This is a genomic window from Pedobacter sp. 05T44 (assembly GCF_056395985.1).
In genome coordinates, this window is sequence record NZ_JBFTKO010000023.1 from 1 (window position 1) to 16,577 (window position 16,577).

The 16,577-nt window shown below is 38.6% G+C and carries 14 protein-coding genes; 6 read left to right on the forward strand and 8 right to left on the reverse strand.

The window, feature by feature from the left end:
* The first annotated feature begins 321 nt into the window (after positions 1-321).
* From nagA to AC1DDK_RS23605, 4 genes are all read left to right on the forward strand, one after another.
* A complete protein-coding gene (nagA, locus tag AC1DDK_RS23590; RefSeq protein WP_477634102.1) occupies positions 322-1,443 on the forward strand; it encodes an N-acetylglucosamine-6-phosphate deacetylase in 1,122 nt (373 codons plus the stop codon).
* Between the two features lie 23 nt (positions 1,444-1,466).
* Positions 1,467-2,174, forward strand: coding sequence for a UMP kinase (gene pyrH, locus AC1DDK_RS23595; RefSeq protein ID WP_172659226.1), 708 nt, complete (start codon positions 1,467-1,469; stop codon positions 2,172-2,174).
* Positions 2,175-2,214: 40 nt separating this feature from the next.
* Positions 2,215-2,778 carry a ribosome recycling factor gene (gene frr / locus AC1DDK_RS23600; RefSeq protein WP_048907907.1) on the forward strand — a complete coding sequence of 188 codons (564 nt, stop codon included), beginning with the start codon at positions 2,215-2,217 and terminating at the stop codon, positions 2,776-2,778.
* Positions 2,779-2,861: 83 nt separating this feature from the next.
* Positions 2,862-4,613: an ABC transporter ATP-binding protein gene (locus tag AC1DDK_RS23605; protein ID WP_172659225.1), complete on the forward strand. Its 1,752-nt coding sequence runs from the start codon at positions 2,862-2,864 to the stop codon at positions 4,611-4,613.
* A 2-nt stretch (positions 4,614-4,615) separates the two neighbouring features.
* Here AC1DDK_RS23605 and AC1DDK_RS23610 read toward each other — a convergent pair whose 3' ends face one another.
* From AC1DDK_RS23610 to AC1DDK_RS23635, 6 genes are all read right to left on the reverse strand, one after another.
* The gene (locus AC1DDK_RS23610) at positions 4,616-5,890 is read right to left on the reverse strand and encodes an MFS transporter (protein ID WP_337718231.1); all 1,275 of its coding nucleotides are present in this window, start codon (positions 5,888-5,890) and stop codon (positions 4,616-4,618) included.
* A 66-nt stretch (positions 5,891-5,956) separates the two neighbouring features.
* A complete protein-coding gene (locus AC1DDK_RS23615) occupies positions 5,957-6,589 on the reverse strand; it encodes a thiamine phosphate synthase (RefSeq protein WP_337718232.1) in 633 nt (210 codons plus the stop codon).
* A 4-nt stretch (positions 6,590-6,593) separates the two neighbouring features.
* Positions 6,594-9,068, reverse strand: coding sequence for a TonB-dependent receptor (locus AC1DDK_RS23620; protein WP_477612027.1), 2,475 nt, complete (start codon positions 9,066-9,068; stop codon positions 6,594-6,596).
* Between the two features lie 207 nt (positions 9,069-9,275).
* Positions 9,276-9,803, reverse strand: a complete 528-nt coding sequence (locus AC1DDK_RS23625) for an AAA family ATPase (protein WP_288884034.1) — start codon at positions 9,801-9,803, stop codon at positions 9,276-9,278.
* Positions 9,787-10,401 (reverse strand): nicotinamide riboside transporter PnuC, encoded by a 615-nt coding sequence (pnuC, locus tag AC1DDK_RS23630; protein WP_337718235.1) that lies wholly within the window; start codon positions 10,399-10,401, stop codon positions 9,787-9,789. Before pnuC ends, AC1DDK_RS23625 begins: the two co-directional genes overlap by 17 nt.
* 73 nt (positions 10,402-10,474) lie before the next feature.
* A complete protein-coding gene (locus tag AC1DDK_RS23635; protein ID WP_172659221.1) occupies positions 10,475-10,996 on the reverse strand; it encodes a hypothetical protein in 522 nt (173 codons plus the stop codon).
* Positions 10,997-11,272: 276 nt separating this feature from the next.
* On the opposite strand from AC1DDK_RS23635, the gene AC1DDK_RS23640 reads away from it, so the two are divergent.
* Positions 11,273-11,590 carry a peptidase associated/transthyretin-like domain-containing protein gene (locus AC1DDK_RS23640; RefSeq protein ID WP_172659220.1) on the forward strand — a complete coding sequence of 106 codons (318 nt, stop codon included), beginning with the start codon at positions 11,273-11,275 and terminating at the stop codon, positions 11,588-11,590.
* A gap of 218 nt (positions 11,591-11,808) precedes the next feature.
* Positions 11,809-14,625 (forward strand): carbamoyl-phosphate synthase large subunit, encoded by a 2,817-nt coding sequence (carB, locus tag AC1DDK_RS23645; protein ID WP_048907899.1) that lies wholly within the window; start codon positions 11,809-11,811, stop codon positions 14,623-14,625.
* A gap of 40 nt (positions 14,626-14,665) precedes the next feature.
* On the opposite strand, the gene AC1DDK_RS23650 is transcribed toward carB, so the two are convergent.
* Both AC1DDK_RS23650 and AC1DDK_RS23655 read right to left on the reverse strand, forming a co-directional pair.
* Positions 14,666-15,631, reverse strand: coding sequence for a DUF3137 domain-containing protein (locus tag AC1DDK_RS23650; protein ID WP_337718237.1), 966 nt, complete (start codon positions 15,629-15,631; stop codon positions 14,666-14,668).
* Positions 15,631-16,188, reverse strand: coding sequence for a LemA family protein (locus tag AC1DDK_RS23655; RefSeq protein WP_172659218.1), 558 nt, complete (start codon positions 16,186-16,188; stop codon positions 15,631-15,633). The genes AC1DDK_RS23650 and AC1DDK_RS23655 overlap by 1 nt, the downstream gene beginning before the upstream one ends.
* Between the last annotated feature and the right edge of the window lie 389 nt (positions 16,189-16,577).

Genomic DNA, 16,577 nt, shown 5'->3' on the forward strand with positions numbered 1-16,577 from the left:
CCATGAGCCATGAGCATCTTAAATGCAATAAGAAATAAGATTGCCCTAAGAGTGGTTGCAGTGGTAAGTCATCAGAAACCTTATGTCAGTAATCAATTAATTGCGGCATAAATTATATTAAAAAATACTTGCATGAGTCATAACAATCATCTCGACGATAGGAGAGATCTCTTGGTTATGCTAATTTGATTTATGGTTATTTCTTGATCAAGAGATCTCTCCTATCGTCGAGATGACGGCAGCGGCTCTCTTTTTTTCTTTTTATTCAGGAAACGTTCTAATAAAAACTTTTATATAAGTTTGGGGCATAATTGTATTTGTATGTTAGCTATTAAAAATTGTAAGTTCTTTGCGGATGGGCTGCAAGTTGCAGGTCAGAATGTCTTAATTGAAAATGGTGAGATCGTTAAAATCAGCAGCGAAGAGATTCCAGTCGGATATGAAATTGTAGATGCCGAAGGAAACTATTTAAGTCCTGGTTTTATTGACCTTCAGATTTATGGCAGTGGAAAGGACCTTTTTTCTGCTTACCCAACAGCAGACACGCTAAGTCAAATGGATTTGGATCTGCTAAGTAAAGGAACTACAAGCTTTTTAGCTTGTGTAGCAACTAACACTCCGGAGGTTGTTCATCAATCTATCGCTGCAGCAAAAGCTTATCGTAGCGAAGCCAGGGGTTTTCTGGGCTTACATTTGGAGGGCCCTTATATTAATGCAAAACGCAGAGGAGCCCATATTGAGAAATACATTTGCAAAGCCTCCCTTGATKAGGTAAAAAGGTTACTTGAATATGCAGATGGTACGGTAAAAATGATGACCATTGCTGCCGAACTTCAGGACGATGAGGTTATCAATTACCTGCTAGATAATAATATCGTGTTATCGCTGGGGCATAGTGATGCCAATTTTGAGCAAGCTACTGCAGCTTATGATATGGGCTTTAAAACCACAACGCATTTGTTTAATGCAATGCCTTCTATACATCATAGATCACCGAATTTGCCTGCCGCGGTATTTAGTCACCCTAAGGCAATGGCAAGCATTATTGCAGATGGAAATCATGTGGATTTTGAAATTGTAAAAATGAGCTACAAGCTGCTCCGTGAAAGAATTTTTTTGATAACTGATGCGGTTACTTCATGTAATATCGGGCCTTATCAGCATCAGCTTTCGGGTGAGAAATTCATTACTTCAGATGGAACTTTATCTGGATCTAACATAACAATGTTACAAGCGGTACAAAACTGTGTGGCGTATTGCGACATCCCATTGGCAGCAGCCTTGAATTTAGCCACACTAAACCCGGCAAGGCTGATTGAATTGGATGCTAAACTGGGCGATTTAAAGGTTGGAAATAAGGCGAATTTGGTCCTGCTTTCTGAAAAATTAGAGCTGTTAAAAGTTTTTGCAGAGGGAGTTGAACATTTGAGCCTTATTAATTAAAACAAATAGTTATTTTTGGAGTCATGAAGTATAAACGGATCCTATTGAAATTAAGTGGCGAATCGCTAATGGGCGATAAGCAGTATGGTATTGATAATGAGGTTGTAAAGCAGTATGCTGAAGACATTAAGGCGGTACATGCCAAAGGCCTTGAAATAGCAATTGTTATTGGTGGTGGTAATATTTTTAGAGGTTTAAGTGCTGAAAAATCTGGGATGGACCGTGCTCAAGCCGATTATATGGGTATGCTAGCCACAGTAATTAACAGTATGGCCTTGCAAGATGCGCTTGAAAAAGTAGGTCTTAAAACAAGATTGCTTACTGCAATAAAAATGGAGCAGATTTGTGAGCCTTTTATTCGCAGAAGAGCTGTACGTCACCTTGAAAAAGGACGTGTGGTGATTTTTGGAGCAGGTACTGGTAATCCTTATTTTACTACTGATTCTGCAGCTGCTTTACGCGCAATTGAGATAAAAGCAGATGTTGTTTTAAAAGGAACCCGTGTTGATGGTATTTATACCGCTGATCCGGAGAAAGATCCTGCAGCTACTAAATATTCAGAAATTACTTTTAAAGAAGTTTATGCTAATGGGTTAAACGTAATGGATATGACTGCTTTTACGCTTTGCGAAGAAAATAAACTCCCAATTATTGTTTTTGATATGAACAAAGCAGGTAATTTCATGAAAATCGCAAATGGCGATGGCATTGGTACACTTGTTAAAAACTAATAGCAATATTTTATATAAGTTTGGTTAAATTTTACACATCATGAATGACCTCATAAAGAAACAATTACAAGATGCTCAGGCTACCATGGAAAAAGCCATTTTGCACTGCGAGTCGGAACTGACGAAAATTCGTGCAGGAAAGGCTTCTGCTGGTATGCTGGATGGTATTATGGTTGATTATTACGGAAATCCTACTCCTTTAAGCCAGGTTGCAAGTATCAACACTCCAGATGCTCGTACATTGCTTATACAGCCTTGGGAAAAGGCTTTGCTAGTTCCTATTGAACGTGCAATTATGGAAGCAAACATAGGTATTAACCCTCAAAACGATGGTATTATTATCCGTTTGGTAGTTCCTCCTTTAACTGAAGAGCGTAGAAAGGATTTAGTTAAAAAGGTTAAAGAGGAAGCTGAAAGAGGTCGTATTACCGTTCGTAACATCCGTAAAGATGCCAACGAAAAGGTTAAGAAATTGAAAGGTGAAAGTGTTTCTGATGATGAGATCAAAACAGGTGAGGCTGAAGTTCAAAAAATTACCGATGCTTACATTGTAAAAATCGATAAACATGCCGAAGCAAAAGAAAAGGATATCATGACTGTTTAGGTCAGGATTATAATTTATACGTAAATTAAAGGGAATGGAAGTAATGCTTCATTCCCTTTGTTTATTTTTAACAAATTTTATTTATGAAAATCTTATTCAGCTATTTAAAAAACTATAAAGGTCTGATATTTCTGGCCTTGTTTCTGGCTGCAGTTAATCAGATATTTTCTTTTCTTGATCCCTATGTTTTTCGCCTGATCATTGATAAGTATGTAACGAACTATAAGCATTATACTACTGATGAGTTTATAAAGGGTGCCGGGGTACTTATTTTATTGGCTATGGGAGCAGCAATGGTTTCCCGCATCGCCAAGAATTTTCAGGACTATTATGTAAATGTGATTACGCAAAGACTGGGAGCTAAAATATATTCCGATGGTCTTGCTCATTCTTTGGAACTGCCATATCAGGTTTTTGAAGATCAGCGCAGCGGAGAAACATTAGGTATTTTACAAAAAGTTAGGATTGATACTGAGAAACTGGTTCAGGCGGTAATAAATGTTTTGTTTACAAGTATTATCGGGATCATTTTTGTGACGGTTTATGCCATCTCTGTATATTGGGTTATAGCTGTGGTGTATTTTTCTTCTATTCCTTTACTTGGGTTTTTAAGTTCGTTTTTAAGTAAACGGATTAAAAAAGTTCAAAAGAATATTGTAGCAGAAACAACATCACTTGCAGGTTCTACCACAGAATCGCTGCGTAATATTGAGCTGGTAAAAAGTCTGGGACTTGCCAAACAGGAAATAAACAGGTTAAATACTACAACCACGAAGATTTTAGGACTAGAGCTTAAAAAGGTAAAATACATCCGCAGTTTAAGCTTTATCCAGGGAACGTTTGTGAACCTGTTGCGTAACGGGCTGCTCTTTTTGATGATGTACCTGATCTTTGCAGGAAGAATTACGGTGGGTGAGTTCTTCTCACTATTCATTTACTCGTTCTTTATTTTTGGTCCTTTGCAGGAATTGGGTAATATCATTAATGTTTACAGGGAAACGGAGGTATCGCTAAATAATTTTGAGCGGATCATGTCTATTCCAAAAGATAAGAAACCTGATAATCCGGCATCAATTGCTAAAATCAAAAAATTAGAATTTGATGAGGTTAGCTTTAAGCACCAATCGGCCTCTACTAACGCCTTAAATAGCATTAATTTCGAAACGAACCTTGGAGAAACGATTGCCTTTGTAGGGCCATCGGGCTCTGGTAAAACTACGCTTGTTAAACTTCTGGTAGGGTTGTACGAGCCTAAGGAAGGAGCCATTAAGTACAATGGAGTTACGGCTACGAACATAGATCTAGATGAATTGAGAGAGAAAATAGGCTTTGTAACGCAGGATACGCAATTGTTTTCTGGAACAATAAGAGAGAATTTGCAGTTTGTAAGGCCTGAGGCAACCGATGAGGAGTGTATGAAGGTATTACATCAGGCAGCTTGTCAGAACTTATTGGCCAGAGCGGATAAAGGCTTGGATACCATGATTGGTGAAGGTGGAGTGAAGGTTTCGGGAGGTGAAAAGCAGCGTTTGTCTATTGCCAGAGCACTATTGCGCAAGCCGGATATCCTGGTTTTTGATGAGGCAACCTCATCGTTGGATTCTTTAACGGAAGAAGAAATTACAGCAACAATAAGAGAGGTTTCTGATATAGATAACCACATGACGATATTAATTGCCCACCGCTTATCGACAATTAAACACGCCGATAGGATCTATGTATTGGAAAAAGGGAATGTAATTGAACAGGGAACTCACGATGAGCTTGTGCTTCAGAATGGTTTGTACTATGCGATGTGGAGACAACAGGTGGGTGAAAGGTTCTCTATCGTTTAAGGTTAAACATTCTGCTCGTTTATTTCCTGTAATGTTAACTTGGTTAAGTTTTTTGTTTTGAGGTAGGTAACGCCCGCAACGAGAATGGTCATGCTGCCTCCAAATACTACGGCAGGCACTGTTCTCATCAGTTTTGCAGTTAAACCTGATTCAAAAGCACCTATTTCATTTGAAGAGCCAATAAACATACTGTTTACAGCAGACACACGGCCGCGCATGTCATCTGGAGTTAGCAACTGCATAATGGTAGACCTGATGATTACACTTATGCTATCAAATGCGCCTTCTGCAAAGAGAAGTGCAAGCGTTAAGTAGAAGTTTTTAGATAGACCATAGCAGATGATACTGGTTCCAAAACCGGTTACCGCAATCAAAAGGTTTCTCCATGGCTTGTTCATAGGAGAGAAGCGTGTCATCGCTAACATGGTAATAACAGCCCCGCCAGAAGCAGCAGCACGCATAAATCCCAGGCCTTCTGAGCCTACTTTAAGAATATCATTAGCAAATACAGGTAAAAGGGCCACTGCTCCACCAAAAAATACAGAGAACAGGTCCAGACTCATTGCACCAAGCATCATTTTATTTTTAAATACAAAATGGACACCTTCGGTAAGGCTTTTTACTATGCTTTCTTTTGGTATATAAGTTGGCGGGTGTGGTTTTAAAAAGAAGATACAGATCAGTGAAATAGAGATAAAGATAATAATGACACTGTAAGTTACGGTTATGCCATAGAATCCATAAATTAACCCACCTGCCGCAGGGCCAAGTATAGATGCCAGCTGCCAACTCGAGCTGTTCCAGGTGCTTGAGTTAGGATAAAGCTTTTTAGGAATGATCTGAGCCATTAAAGAGAATGTTGCTGGACTGAAAAAACCTCTTGCTATACCTATTCCAAACACCATCAAATACATGATTGGCACAATATAACTTGTTGGTACGTATGCGTGCATTTGCTTTGTAGTGGCAATTAGCATCACTAAAGAACAAAGGAATACTCCGAAGAATATTTTGAGTAAGAGGCCTCTTTTTTCTGATTTATCTGCAACGTATCCTCCGTACAGTGCAATACCAATTGCGGGTATGGCTTCGCAGAGCCCCACTAGTCCCAAGGCAAGCGGATCCTTAGTTAAATGATAGATGTGAAAGCCGATAATAACAGCTTGCATTTGATATGCGAACGTAAAAAAGAAACGCATTCCGAGGTAAGATCTGAACTCTCTATAACGAAGGGCAGCGTAGGGATCTGGTTTTTCTATGATTTCGGTATTGTCCAAAAGGAAAAATATTTTGAACAAATGTAGTTGATAGACAAATAAATTTTAAGATTATTTTTCTTGCAATTACATAATCTTGTCATAAAATGTAAGATATGCTTCTCTCATATCTTCAGCCTGATTAATTGCGGCTGATGCTGCTATGCCAAAAACACCGGTTTCCATAAGTGCCTCTATATCATCGGCGGTAACACCCCCTACGGCTAAAACAGGTAAGATAATACCATTTTGATTTAAGGTGGCCATTGTTTTTTTATATCCCTCTATACCAATATGAGGAGCATTGTTTGGCTTGGTTGTCGTATCGCGGAAGGGGCCAAAGCCGGCATAGTCTGCTCCCTCTTTTGCAAGTCTGATTAAACCTTCAACTGTGTTTGACGAGCCTCCGATAGTTACTGCTTCCCCTAATTGTTCTCTTAGTTTTGTGAAATCAGCGTCCATATCTTCTATATGGAAACCTTGTATATCGGCTTTGCCATTAAGGTGAATGTGATCTGTAACGATTAAGGTAGCCCCCCAATCGTCACAGATTTCAGCAATCACATTGATATCTACTAAAAGCTCATCGTCGTTTTTAATTAAACAGCGGTATTGAATCCACTTTGCCCCAGCCTCACAAGCTATTTGTGCCTGCTCGATATGGGTTAACGGCTCAATGTCGTGTGTAATAAAATGTAGTCTTTCGATGAACTTCTTCATAGGATTAAAATTTCAAATTTAGCGAAAGTAAGAAATTAGTTCCGGCCTGAGGGAAGTAAAAGTTCTCTGTTGTGGTTCCCCATGGGTAAATTGAACTGTAGGTATAACCATTGCTTTCGTACTTTCTGTTTAGAATGTTATTGGCAAGCAGGCCTATGTTTATGTTTTTGATTCCTTTTAAACTGAAGTCGTAACCAAGCCTTGCATTGTTTACCCAATAAGCATCGAGTTTACGGCTTTCGTTTTGAGTATTGTCCATGTATTGCTTACTCACGTATTTGCTTTGTAAGGCAATAGCAAAGCCAGCCACCAGTTTGTAAACCAGCTCTCCAAATATTACCGAGTTTGGCGAGAAAGAAATATCCGGGTTTGCATAGTTTGTAGCCTGTACATTAATCAGGTTAAAATCGTTATCATATTCTGATACATAGTCTACATAATTCTTGATCTTATTTCTGCTGAACGCTGCGTTTGCATTAACAGCAAAGTGAGAACTGATAATATAAGAAGCGTCTAGCTCCAGGCCAATCCTATAGCTCTTGTCTACATTTTGACGGTAAGCATCAGAATATTCGTTGATTTCGCCGGTAAAGATCAGCTGATCTTTGTAAAACATACCGTACGCATTTACGCCGACATTAAAATCTGTGTTTTTAAAGCGGTAGCCTGCCTCTATATTGTTTAGACGTTCTGGTTTAGGAACAGCCAGACCTTCTTTTAAATTGGTAAAATCATCGCGGTTTGGTTCTTTATTTGCAACACTAAATGAGGCGTAAAAGTTGCTTAACTCGTTTAGGAAATAGGTAGCTCCAACTTTAGGATTAAAGAAATTGTAGTTGTTATTGTAATCTAAACTTTTGCGATTCTTGTCAGTTCCTGAAATATCATATTTCACATTTCTGTACTGTAAGTCTGCAAACAAGCTTAACTGAGTTACCGGATTATAATTTACTTTGAAGTAGCTATTGAAGTCGTCCTTGTCTCCTTTGCCATCATAGTAATGATAATCGTTGGTTGATGTTGATGCATATTGAGCCCATATTACTTGTCCAAAATGTTTGCCTCTATATTGGTTATAAGCCCCACCCAGTGTGAAATTTAAATTAGATTCTGGTTGGTAGTTAAAGGCATAAGTAAGACCATAAAAGTTATTATCTAACCAACGACGACGAACAAGATCCGTTCTTTCAATAGTTGAACCGCCTGCTATAACATTTGGCAAACCATAGTTTTTAAGTTTCTGGTTGTTTTTATACTCTTCAAAATATCCTTCGCCCTGGGTTAGGTGTAATGCCCCGTTGAACGACAATTGTTCGTTGAACTGTTTTGCGTATAAAGCTTGATAATGGTTTTGTTTGTAGTTATCGTTCTGATCCTTATAAAGGAACTGATTGTATTTTCTGTTATCGGAATTGAAAAGGTTTAAAGAATCTGCCTGGGTGTTGTACAGATAGCCGAGATTATTGTTGTAATGTTCTTTTAAGCCCTCAATGTCGCCTCTAAGTTTAGCTTCAGGAACACCGTTCCAGGCTTGGTAAGTTTCTTCAGTTCCTGAAAATACGTTTACACGTAGTATATCGGTTTTTCCATGATATGCACCTGATAAGAAGTATGATTTAAGATTAGAGGCCGCACGGTCGATAAATCCATCAGATTTGATTCTTGATAAACGACCGTCAAAGCTCCATTTTCCATCAATAAGACCGGTACCTACTTTGACAGTATTTTTAAGGGTGTTGTAGCTTCCATAAGTGTTGTTTATTTCTGCGTAAGGGACTTCTGAGCTTGATGAAGTTTGGATGTTTAAACTTCCGCCAAATGCCCCAGCTCCGTTTGTTGAAGTTCCAACCCCGCGTTGGATTTGTACGTTGTCGACAGATGAAGCAAAATCAGGCATGTTTACCCAGAATGTACCTTGGCTTTCACTGTCATTATATGGGATCCCGTTTACAGTAACGTTTATCCTGCTCGCATCGCTGCCTCTTATTCTAATGCCTGTATATCCTACACCTGCACCGGCATCGGAGGTAACAACCACACCTGGTGTGTTGTTTAGGATGAAAGGAAGATCTTGTCCGAAGTTGTTTTGTTCAATGTCTGTTTTGCTAATGTTTTTATAAGTGGTTGCAGACTTTTCATTTGCACGGGTTGCGTTTACAATAACTTCGTCGGCAAGAAAAGCCGATTGAACTAATACAAAATCGAGCGTTTGATCGGCATTAATTGTGATGCTCTTTTCTATTGTTTGATAGCCAAGATAGCTTACTAATAACGTATAATTACCTGCTTTTAAATTGGTTAATTGATATTTTCCCTGTTTATCGGCAGTTGTTCCGGCAGATTTATTTTTTAGCTTAATAGTAGCGCCAGGTAATGTAGTATTTGATTTTTCGGATACGGTACCCGAAATGGAGAATTGCGCTTTTACCAACACCGGCAATAGCAACACAGCAAGCGCTGTGATCATTAATTTTTTCACTTTATTGTTTCTTTTAGTTAAACCACTGTAAGTAAGGGGTACTTACAGCCCAGTTAAACTCCATAACTCCAATCCCTCCGCCGGCATTATCCGGATCAGGTGCATATATCTGTAAACAGATATAATGGGTATGCTCTCAGCCTGTTTTCGTGTTTTTTACAAAACAAGGCACCCCTTTTTGATGGTACAAAGGTATTGATTTTTTTATCAGTGTAAAAATGTTTGAACTGCTGTAATTGCGTTATTTAATCTATCCTCTCCCTGACCGCCAACTTTAACGTATACTGCGTTCAAGGCTTTAAGCTCCTGATGCCATACCTGCATAAAATGTTCTCGTTTATGCGGGAAATCGCGAAGAGGATCTTCTTGCCAGGGTAGGTCAATATCCATCAGCAAGTATAAATCGTAATTGTATTTAGGGAGTGCATCAAGAACAATCTGAGGGGTTTCTCCAAAAACTTCATCGCTCCATATTTTTACAGTGATAAAGGTTGTATCACAGAAAACCAGGTCTTTTTCGGCTATGGCTAGTATGGAGTCTTCGAGTGCCAATTGCCCATGAAACATGTTTACCTCGTCCTGCAAATTGCATGGTTCGGTTAATGCCGCACAGTAATACCTTGCGTATTCAGGTACCCATAAGGTATCAAAGTGTTTTGCAAGCTGCTGGGTAATGGTTGATTTTCCAGTACTCTCCGGGCCAACAATGGCTATCTTTTTAATGGGTTTGTTCACGGTGGGTTTTCCTCCAATCTAAATAGCCTACAGAGGCAATATAAACATATAATGCATACATAACTGCTGTTGCATATAGGTCTTTTGAAACGTACATGCCAACATATATGATATCGACAAAAATCCAGATCAGCCAGTTCTGTAATACCTTTCTTGCAAGAAATATCTGGGCTATTAAACTACAGGCCGTACAAAAGCTGTCTAAAAAGGGGAACGAGGCATCTGTATTCTTTTTAAGTACAAAGCCCAGTATTAACGTAAAAATAATTACACCTAAAATGGAAAGCATAATTTCCTTTTTGGTAATGACTGTAATTGGTCGCGATGCTTCGGGATTATTTCTGTTCTTGCTCCAGAAATACCAGCCGTAGACATTCATCGCGAAAAAGTAAAACTGCAGACCCATATCGGCATACAGTTTTGATTCGAAGAAGATGAAAATATAGATAACTACACTTACTATAGCAATGGGCCAATTGTATATGTTGTTTTTGGCGGCAAGCCATACACATAGTATACCAGTGAAAACACCTAGCCATTCCAGTAAACCTGTTTGTAAAAATAACTGAGTGAAACTATCCTTTAGAACATCAAACATTTACCAAAAGTAAAAAAAAATCCGGCAGGAAGAATTCCATGCCGGATAGTAAACCAAACAAACTATTTATCTTTTATTGCGCTTTAGGTGATGAAGTAAAGCCTATTGATGTTCTTATGCTTACATCAGCGCTTGTGTTATTTCTTAAAACATATTCAACTCTTACACGGAGACTGGTTCCCTTTATGTAATCGTCCAAAAACTTTGAATTGTCTATATCTAACGCAAGTTCAGAGCCAATGTTCTCTTGTATATCACTTCTTGACGCAACCATGACCTCGCCACCGTTTTCATTTGATACAAAAAGCTTTACAGACTTAAACATGCCTAAGCTTTTGTTGCTAGGATTGCTGGCGATCATTTTTGCAGAGGCAATTCTAATTTCTTTTATATAATTGGTTCCGTTTTTATTTCCAAAAACATCATCAAAACTTGTTGCCGCAGATTTTGCAGAGATAGGCGTATCGCTTTTGCTTGAGGCAGGGATAACTATTGTTGCGGTGTAAGGAAATGTAGATTTAATAATAGATTGTACTGTTCCGCAACCAGCCAGAATTACAGTGATTGCAAATAAAAATGGTAATATCTTTTTCATAGTTGAGAATATGCAAATGTTATTCCATCACAAAAAAAGTGTTTTTATGCACCACGGCAGGTGATTTTGTAGTTAATTATATACAGATATTTGGAATAACTGTAGGTCTTTGTAGCTGTTTTTAAATTTTATAAAAACAATTTGTTTAATCTGTTTGTAGTTAACAAGCACTAGCTAGAATATGATATGGAACAATGATACTAACTAATTGATGGTTAAATAATATTGACTAACAGGAGTTGTGGAGGCTTCTTTAGTCAGCAAATTCAAATTCCTATGAAAAAGTTAAGTGTGAATTTTTTAGTAATTGCAGCGTTTTCGTTGTTGTTATTAGCTTTCGTTACCATTAAGGATGGCGGAATCAAAGGTAAAGTATCTCCTGATAGTGGTGCGGTGCAAGTGGTTGCCGTAGCAGGAACAGATACCATAAAAGGTGATCTTAGTAGTGGTAGTTTTACCATTAATAATGTAAAACCAGGTACCTACACCGTATGGGTTAAAGCTAAACCACCGTATAAAGACAAGTCAGTTGAGAACGTTGCTGTGGTTGATAGCACTGTAACCGACGTTGGGGAAATAAAACTTGAACAATAACTCTATAGATTAAACGCAGAGAAGGGGGCCATTTAGCCCCTTTTTCAGTTTATAAGGGTTTTTGAAAAAATACCTGATTTTTAACGTTCAAAAGCGTAACTTTGCATCCCGACAGAAGAGTCGGGGATCTTTAATGATATCAAAGAAATCTCTAAGACGATTCCAGTCTACAATAATTGCATTTTTTACCCTTATAACTTTAGACTTTTTAAAGCCTTATGCCTAAAGACACCTCGATACGCTCAGTACTAATTATCGGATCAGGACCAATTATTATTGGTCAAGCTTGTGAATTTGACTATTCAGGATCGCAAGCCGCCCTATCTTTGAAGGAAGAAGGGATTGAAGTTTCGATCATCAACTCCAATCCTGCAACCATTATGACCGATAAAGTAATCGGTGATCATGTTTACCTATGGCCATTGACAGTAGATTCTATTGAGCAGATCTTACAAGAACGTAAAATAGATGCTGTACTGCCTACCATGGGTGGTCAAACGGCTTTGAATCTTTGTATTGAGGCCTCTGAACGTGGAATTTGGGAGAAATATGGCGTGCGGGTGATTGGTGTTGATGTTGCTGCAATCGAAAAAACGGAAAACCGTGAAGCCTTCCGCCAGTTAATGGTTGATATAGGCGTAGGGGTTGCAACTTCAAAAATTGCCAACTCTTTCTTAGAAGGTAAAGAAGCTGCTCAGGAGATTGGTTATCCTTTGGTAATTCGCCCTTCTTATACCCTAGGTGGTTTTGGTGGTGGTTTTGTACACAAGAAAGAAGAATTTGACCAGGCTTTAAAACGCGGACTTGAGGCTTCTCCAACACATGAGGTATTGGTAGAACAAGCTGTTTTAGGCTGGAAAGAATACGAATTGGAGTTGTTGAGGGACAGTAATGACAATGTAATCATCATCTGTTCTATTGAAAATTTCGATCCAATGGGTATTCACACAGGCGATTCGATCACTGTGGCACCTGCCATGACATTGTCTGATCGTTGCTACCAGGATATGCGTAATCAGGCGATCAAAATGATGCGCGCGATCGGAAACTTCGCAGGTGGTTGTAATGTACAGTTCTCTGTAAATCCGGATAACGACGAGATCATTGCAATCGAGATTAACCCAAGGGTTTCGCGTTCATCGGCATTGGCCAGTAAGGCTACAGGTTATCCGATTGCTAAAATAGCTGCTAAACTTGCTATAGGTTATAACCTGGATGAGCTGGAAAACCAAATTACAAAAACTACATCTGCATATTTCGAACCAACACTTGATTATGTGATTGTGAAAGTTCCCCGTTGGAACTTCGATAAATTCAAAGGAGCGAACATGGAGTTGGGCTTGCAGATGAAATCTGTAGGTGAAGTAATGGCCATCGGACGTACTTTTATTGAAGCGGTACAAAAAGCTTGTCAGAGTTTGGAAATTGGCAGAGCTGGTTTAGGTGCTGATGGTAAACATAGCCGCAGTATTGAAGAGATTATGCATGGTCTTGAGCATCCAAGCTGGAATCGTTTGTTCCTGATTAAAGATGCCATGAGTATGGGTGTACCATTAGAGTCAATCCGTAAAGTTACACGTATTGATAAATGGTTCTTGTCACAAATACATGAATTGGTTCAGCTGGAAACAGAATTGAAACGTTATTCGCTAAATAATATTCCTAAAGATTTCTTCTTTACTTTAAAGCAGAAAGGTTTCTCTGATATTCAGATTGCTTATCTGCTAGGAAATGTAACTGAAGACGAAGTTTATGAGCGCAGGAAGTCATTAGGCATCAAACGTGTTTATAAAATGGTGGATACTTGTGCTGCTGAGTTTGCTGCACAAACACCTTATTACTACTCTACTTTTGAAGAAGAGAATGAATCCCTTCGTTCAGATAAAAAGAAAGTAATTGTATTGGGATCTGGTCCTAACCGTATTGGTCAGGGTATAGAATTCGATTACTCTTGTGTGCATGGTTTGCTCGCCGCGAAAGAGAGTGGCTTTGAAGCAATCATGATCAATTGTAACCCTGAGACGGTGTCTACAGACTTTAATATGGCTGATAAGCTATACTTTGAGCCGGTATTCTGGGAGCATGTACGTGAAATCATCGAGTTGGAGGATCCAGTAGGTGTTATTGTTCAATTGGGTGGTCAGACAGCCTTAAAAATGGCTGAGAAGCTCCAGGAAAACGGCATAAAGATCATTGGCACTTCTTATAACGATATGGATGTTGCTGAAGACAGGGGACGTTTCTCTGACTTGCTCAAAGAATTAGACATTCCGTATCCAAAATATGGTGTTGCAGAAAATGCTGAAGAAGCAATAGTTGTAGCAAATGAAGTGGGGTATCCGGTATTGGTTAGACCAAGTTATGTATTGGGTGGACAGGGGATGAGCATCGTGATCAACGATGAAGATCTTGAAAAGGCCGTTGTTAAATTATTAGGTGACCTTCCGGGTAACCGCGTACTGATTGACCACTTCCTGGACAGAGCGGAAGAAACCGAATCGGATTCGATCAGTGATGGCGAAGATGTTCATATTGTTGGATTGATGGAGCATATCGAGCCGGCTGGTATTCACTCTGGAGACTCTAGTGCTGTATTGCCACCTTTCAGTTTGTCTGAAAAGGTAATGAACGACATGGAGACTTACTCTAAAAAGATTGCGAGAGCCTTAAATGTAATCGGTTTGTTAAACATTCAGTTTGCAGTTAAAGACGAAAAAGTATATGTAATTGAAGCCAATCCAAGAGCGTCGAGAACTGTTCCTTTCATTGCTAAGGCTTATGATGTTCCTTACATCAACATTGCTGCTAAAGTGATGCTAGGTGTGAATAAACTGAAAGATTTTACCATCGAGCGTAAATTGGAAGGTTATGCGATTAAAGAGCCTGTTTTCTCTTTCTACAAATTCCCTGAGGTAACTAAAGAATTGGGACCGGAAATGAAGTCGACAGGGGAGTCCATCAGATTTATCAAAGACACTGAAGATCCTTACTTCAGACAGCTTGTTAAAGAAAAATCAATGTATTTATCTAAATAATATAAAGTCCCGAAAGGGACTTTTTTTATTAACTCCTTTTTTATTCTTTCCCCCAAATTCTAGTGTTAAGATCCAGTTCGCTAATAATTGCATACATAAAGCGAACGATGCTTAGGTCTTCATCTAATGATTTGGTGGTAAGCAGGCTTTTAAATACCGGAGGTTCAAAGTAATCCTTTTCTAAAGGGAAAGCTATGTAAACGTAAGAACCAATAAAAGATACAGAGATTGTAGCAGCGCTTTTGTCGTTTAGCTCGCATAATCTTTCCATCATTGCAGGAGTAAGAATATATCTGGCTTCTACCTGATCAGTTGAATAGGTAACAAAGGCCTTGTTAAATTCAATATTTTCCAGCTTTACAAGCTGTTTACTTGATGAGGAGAAGATCGGCATTTTATCGGATATCCAGGCGCCCAGCGCGCTTCCCATATCCTTTGGCTTAACTACTGTTAGGCCATTAAAATGTTTGTTGAAATCGGCACAAAATACGATTCCCTTTAAGATGGTGTGCCAATGCTCTTGTCGTCCGTTTTTTGTTTGTGTCTCGGTTTTGTATTCTGCATGAACTTCAGAAAAAGAGAACCTTGTTTTTCCTGCATTGCCATAAATTTGATCCTGACTCCTATATCTATCCGGGCGTTGAGTGAATAGCTGAGAATTAATGAAATCGCTTTCCGGTAACCCATACTTATATTCGATCTCTAAACTTGGATCTATGGACTTTAATACCGTAGCTACCACTCTTTGCTTAAATTCATGCCTATAGTCATTAAACTTTTGGCTGGAATTACTGAAAAGAACAATAGAAGTAATTATGGATGCGCCGCCACTTATGGCTCCCGCAATCATGAGGCTCCCAAGTAAAACGCCGATTGCTATAAGTATTACTCCACCTGCAAGAAACAGGTAGGCCTTTGTTTTTATATCGGAAACCTTTTTTCTCTGTATTTCGAGTTCATTAAGTATGATTTGTAAAGAGGCCCCTGTTGCAGTTTCTTCTGCCATTAGTTATTAAAAAGATCTTTTGCACTTATATTTTTTCGTTCTTCCTCTGTGTTTGCCAGTACAGCAATTGGCTGATAGTTCATCATTCCGGCAAAAATGCTTCCCGGGAACATCATAATTGCATTGTTGTAATCGGTAACTGAGGAATTGTAAGCTCTTCTTGCGGCTGCAATTTGTTCTTCGCTCTCTGTCCAGGTGCTTTGTAGGTTCAGGAAATTCTGGTTTGCTTTCAGATCCGGATAATTCTCTACGTTTACCATTAAGCCTTTAACGCTTGAGCCAAGTTGCTTATCCAGGTCTAATCTTTCCTCATTACTTAAGTTTGGGCTCGCGGCTTTGGCACGCAATTCTACCACTTTGGTTAACAGATCTCCTTCATACTGCATATACTGTTTTACAGTCTCAATTAAGTTTGGAAGTAAATCAAATCGTTTTTTAAGCATGGCGTCAATTGCAGAAAAAGCATTGGCTACCTGGTTCTTTTTGCCGATCAGCGAATTGTATATGCCGATTCCAAAAATTAGTAGCACAGCGATGATAATAGCGGCAATAATCATTATGATAAGGGTTAAGAGGTTAATTAATATTTAAATATATTAAAATTTAACATGCTCAAGCTAAAATTATTTACGAAAAAAATGGAATAAATAACCCTGTCTCGGAGAAGACAGGGTTTAATCAATCAATATTAAAAAGGAGAACCTTTTTAATTATTCTAAAAGTACAATTCCTTTGGCTTAAAATGAAAAAATCCTCGCTATCTTACGATAACGAGGATAATCATCCCTATTGTTTATTACCATTCATAAATGACTGATAACATGTAGGTAATTGCAATTAGTAGGCCAATCTGTTATATGTCTTCTTTTTTAAGGGTAACTGCCTTATATATAGCGGTATGTGTGATTTTACTGAAAATGTGCCAAATTTTTTAGAGGGAAAGAAT

Coding starts and splice junctions, on each gene's coding strand:
- AC1DDK_RS23650 (WP_337718237.1), bottom strand. CDS start 15,631: ATGGCAGAAGAAACTGCAACAGGGGCCTCTTTACAAATCATACTTAAT.
- frr (WP_048907907.1), top strand. CDS start 2,215: ATGAATGACCTCATAAAGAAACAATTACAAGATGCTCAGGCTACCATG.
- pyrH (WP_172659226.1), top strand. CDS start 1,467: ATGAAGTATAAACGGATCCTATTGAAATTAAGTGGCGAATCGCTAATG.
- AC1DDK_RS23635 (WP_172659221.1), bottom strand. CDS start 10,996: ATGAAAAAGATATTACCATTTTTATTTGCAATCACTGTAATTCTGGCT.
- AC1DDK_RS23615 (WP_337718232.1), bottom strand. CDS start 6,589: ATGAAGAAGTTCATCGAAAGACTACATTTTATTACACACGACATTGAG.
- carB (WP_048907899.1), top strand. CDS start 11,809: ATGCCTAAAGACACCTCGATACGCTCAGTACTAATTATCGGATCAGGA.
- AC1DDK_RS23655 (WP_172659218.1), bottom strand. CDS start 16,188: ATGATTATTGCCGCTATTATCATCGCTGTGCTACTAATTTTTGGAATC.
- AC1DDK_RS23640 (WP_172659220.1), top strand. CDS start 11,273: ATGAAAAAGTTAAGTGTGAATTTTTTAGTAATTGCAGCGTTTTCGTTG.
- AC1DDK_RS23605 (WP_172659225.1), top strand. CDS start 2,862: ATGAAAATCTTATTCAGCTATTTAAAAAACTATAAAGGTCTGATATTT.
- pnuC (WP_337718235.1), bottom strand. CDS start 10,401: ATGTTTGATGTTCTAAAGGATAGTTTCACTCAGTTATTTTTACAAACA.